This window comes from Pandoraea sp. B-6 (assembly GCF_000282835.1).
GTDB classification, from domain to species: domain Bacteria; phylum Pseudomonadota; class Gammaproteobacteria; order Burkholderiales; family Burkholderiaceae; genus Pandoraea; species Pandoraea cepalis.
This window is the reverse complement of the sequence record NZ_KB290524.1, coordinates 1-3,411: the sequence shown is the minus strand read 5'-3', so window position 1 is coordinate 3,411 and position 3,411 is coordinate 1. Positions and strand designations below refer to the sequence as shown.

Annotated in this window: 4 protein-coding genes; all 4 read left to right on the top strand. The window is 65.0% G+C overall.

The annotated features are described in order from the left end of the window. Positions 1 to 119 precede the first annotated feature (119 nt). On the top strand, positions 120 to 1,241 hold the full coding sequence (locus A985_RS0112565) for an ABC transporter permease (RefSeq protein ID WP_017233757.1): 1,122 nt from the start codon (positions 120 to 122) through the stop codon (positions 1,239 to 1,241). Further along, the gene (locus A985_RS0112560) at positions 1,241 to 2,197 is read left to right on the top strand and encodes an ABC transporter ATP-binding protein (RefSeq protein ID WP_017233756.1); all 957 of its coding nucleotides are present in this window, start codon (positions 1,241 to 1,243) and stop codon (positions 2,195 to 2,197) included. The genes A985_RS0112565 and A985_RS0112560 overlap by 1 nt, the downstream gene beginning before the upstream one ends. Then, positions 2,187 to 3,146 carry an MlaD family protein gene (locus A985_RS0112555; protein WP_026131916.1) on the top strand — a complete coding sequence of 320 codons (960 nt, stop codon included), beginning with the start codon at positions 2,187 to 2,189 and terminating at the stop codon, positions 3,144 to 3,146. Before A985_RS0112560 ends, A985_RS0112555 begins: the two co-directional genes overlap by 11 nt. Beyond that, on the top strand, positions 3,146 to 3,411 hold a 266-nt coding region (locus A985_RS25320; RefSeq protein WP_039830294.1), incomplete at its 3' end, for a hypothetical protein. The genes A985_RS0112555 and A985_RS25320, both read left to right, overlap by 1 nt.

The following is a 3,411-nucleotide window of genomic DNA, read 5'->3' as shown; positions in this document are numbered from 1 at the left end:
GGCCAGCGCCGACGCGTTTTCAGCCTGCGCCGGGTTGCCATCGACCGGTCGCCCCTGTACCGTACAATGACCGCGTTTTGCCGGATTTCGACGAGTTTGTCGCCAGGAGATCGTCTGTTTTGAACCTCGATGCCGTGCCCACTCTGGAGCTGACCACCACGGCGCAAGGCCCGGTGGTCATGCTGCACGGCCTGTGGACAGCGCTCGCCCTCTCGCAGCGCAAGAAGACGCTGCTGCGCCTGGTCGATTCGCTGCCGCAGGGCGACCTGGCGTGGGACCTGACCCGCGTCGAACGGCTCGACCACGTCGGCGCGCAGGCGCTGTGGCGCTATTGGCAACGTCGGTTTCCCGAGCGCGTCGCGCTTACGCCGACACAGCGGGCGCTCTTCGATCACCTCGCCGAATTCGATCGCTCGCGACAGAGTCCGGCGCCCACCCGCCGCCTCGATCCGATCAGCCGGCTGGGGGCGTCGCTCTTCACGCTGGGCGAGCATTTGCGCGACGGCGTCACGATGTTCGGACGCTTCGTGATCGACCTCGGCCGCGTCATTCGTCATCCGGTTCGCGCGCCATGGCTGGAGATGTCCGCCAATATCTACAGCGCGGGGGCCAAGGCACTCGGTATCACGGCGCTGGTGGCGTTTCTGATCGGCATCGTGTTGTCCTATCTGTCGGCCCAGCAACTCAAGTTGTATGGGGCGAGCACGTTCATCGTCAACATCCTCGGTCTCGCCGTGATCCGCGAACTCGGCCCGGTGCTTTCCGCGATTCTCGTGGCGGGTCGCTCGGGGTCGGCCATCACCGCCCAGCTCGGCGTGATGCGCGTGACCGAAGAACTCGACGCGATGCGCGTAATGGATATTCCGCACGGGTTGCGGCTCGTTCTGCCGAAGGTCATTGCGCTGGCCATTGCCATGCCGCTGCTGGTCATGTGGACAAACATCATCGCGCTGCTCGGCGGCGCGCTCGCGGCAAAGTACGAACTCGGTATCGGACTGCGCTACTTCTTCACCACGTTGCCCAATGCCGTGCCCATCGCCAATCTGTGGATCGGCCTGGGAAAAGGGGGCGTCTTCGGCATGCTGATCGCACTCGTGGCCTGCCATTTCGGCATGCGGGTCAAACCGAACACGCAGAGCCTGGGGGAGGGCACGACACAGTCCGTGGTGACCTCGATCACCGTCGTGATTCTGGCCGATGCCATCTTCGCGATTCTGTTTCGCAACACGGGGATCGGCTGATGTCCCAATCCCCCGTGCCCGATCGGGCCCCAGCGCTCGCCACGTCGGCCGTCGCGGCCGCTCCCGTCGCGCAGGCTTACGCCAGCGATGTGATATCCGGCGCCGCGGCGGGTTGTCCGCCTGTGTCGTCAAGCCTGCCGGGCGACGCCGACCCGGTGATCGAGGTGCACGATCTCACGAAGCGCTACGGTACGCACACGATTCATGAGCATCTGGATCTCACCGTACGGCAAAGCGAGATCATTGCGCTTGTCGGCGGCTCAGGCTCGGGCAAGACCACGCTGATTCGCCAGATCATCGGGCTGGAGTCGCCGACCACTGGCCACATCAGCGTCTTCGGTCACGACATCACGACGATCGATCGGCGCAGCGCGCACCTGCTGCGCCGCCGCTCGGGCATGTTGTTTCAGCGCGGTGCACTGTTCTCCGCGATGACGGTGTTCGACAACATTGCGCAACCGCTGCGCGAACTGCACACGCTCTCGGAAGATCTGATTCGCGATGTCGTGATGTACAAGCTCGAGATGGTGGGGCTGTCGGGGCGCATGGCCAACCGCATGCCGTCGGAGCTGTCGGGCGGGATGATCAAGCGCGTTGGGATCGCGCGGGCCATTGCGCTGGAGCCGGAACTGCTCTTTCTCGACGAGCCCACGGCTGGGCTTGATCCGCAGGCGTCAGACGAGTTCGTGGACATGATTCGCGGCCTGCACCGCTCGCTGGGCCTGACCGTCGTCATGGTCACGCATGATCTGGACACGGTGATGATGCTCGCCACGCGCGTGGCGGTGCTCGCCGAGCGTCGGGTGCTCGTCAATGCGCCGGTGGAAGACGTGGTCCGTGTCGATCACCCGTTCATCCACAGCTTCTTCCTCGGTGAACGCGGCAGACGCGCGTTGCTCGCGTTGCCTGCGGCGCGGCGCGCCAAGATTTCGGAGTTACTCGACGATGGAAAATAAATCGCACGCTTTCATGGCGGGCCTCTTCACGCTGGTGTTGCTTGCCGCTGTCGCCGCGTCGGTGTACTGGTTCAATCGCGACAATCGTGTGCGCCTTCCCTACGATCTGGTCTCGCACACCAACGTGACCGGACTCAATCCGGAATCCGCCGTGCGGTATCGCGGTCTGTCCGTCGGGAAGGTCGAGTCGATCAAGTTCGACCCGCGCACGCCTGGGCAGATTCTGATCCGCATTCTCGTGAACGAAGGCACGCCGATGACCCGGTCGACGTTCGCCACGTTGAGCTATCAAGGGGTTACGGGGCTGGCCTTCGTACAACTGGACGACGACGGGCATGACCGAACGTTGCTGCCGTCGTCCGAGAAGCACGTCGCGCAATTGCGACTGCGCCCGAGTTTTGTGGACGAACTGCAGCGGCGCGGCAACAACCTGGTACATCAGCTCGAAGAGGCAACGTCTTCGGTCAATACGCTGTTGTCGCCCGACAACCGGCAGGCCATGCTCGATTCGATCAACAGCGTGAAGGCCGCGGCGCAAAGCGTGGATCGCGTGGCGCAGCAGCTCGAGCCCGTCACGGCGCAGTTGCCGGACACCGTGCGCGAACTCACCGGCACGCTTGCCGGGGCCCATCGTCTGACCGATCAATTGACCGATCCTCAGGGGCCGCTCGTGCGCAACCTGGATAGCGTGGGACGCGCGGCCGATCAGGCGGCGTCGAGTCTGGCGGCGTTCCAGGGAACGATGGAAACATTCGAAGGGTCGCTGCAACAGGAAGCGCTGCCGCGCCTGAACACGCTCTCGGACGATCTGCGCTTCACGACGCAGGCGGTCGGGCAAGCGGCCGAGACGATCAATCGCAATCCGCGCGCGCTGCTCTTCGGCACGTCGCCGCCGCCGCCCGGTCCGGGCGAAGCGGGTTTTTCGTGGCCCGGGGGAGAACGTCAATAATGCGCAACACCGTCATGCAAGAGGGTATCGAGATGATTGAGCCGATCGACGCGGGCAAAGTCAGCGAGGCAGGTGTCGCGCCACCCGGCGGCAAGCGTGCGCTCGCCGCCGGGTGGCTTTGCGCCGCCGCGGTGGTGCTGGTGGCGGGGTGCGCCGCCCCGGCACCGTCGGCCTCGCTGACGCGCTTCGATCTCGGCCCGCCGACGATCCCTGCCGCGTCGGCCAATGTCGCTGCCAATGCCGGGGACACCACCGCCAACACCGC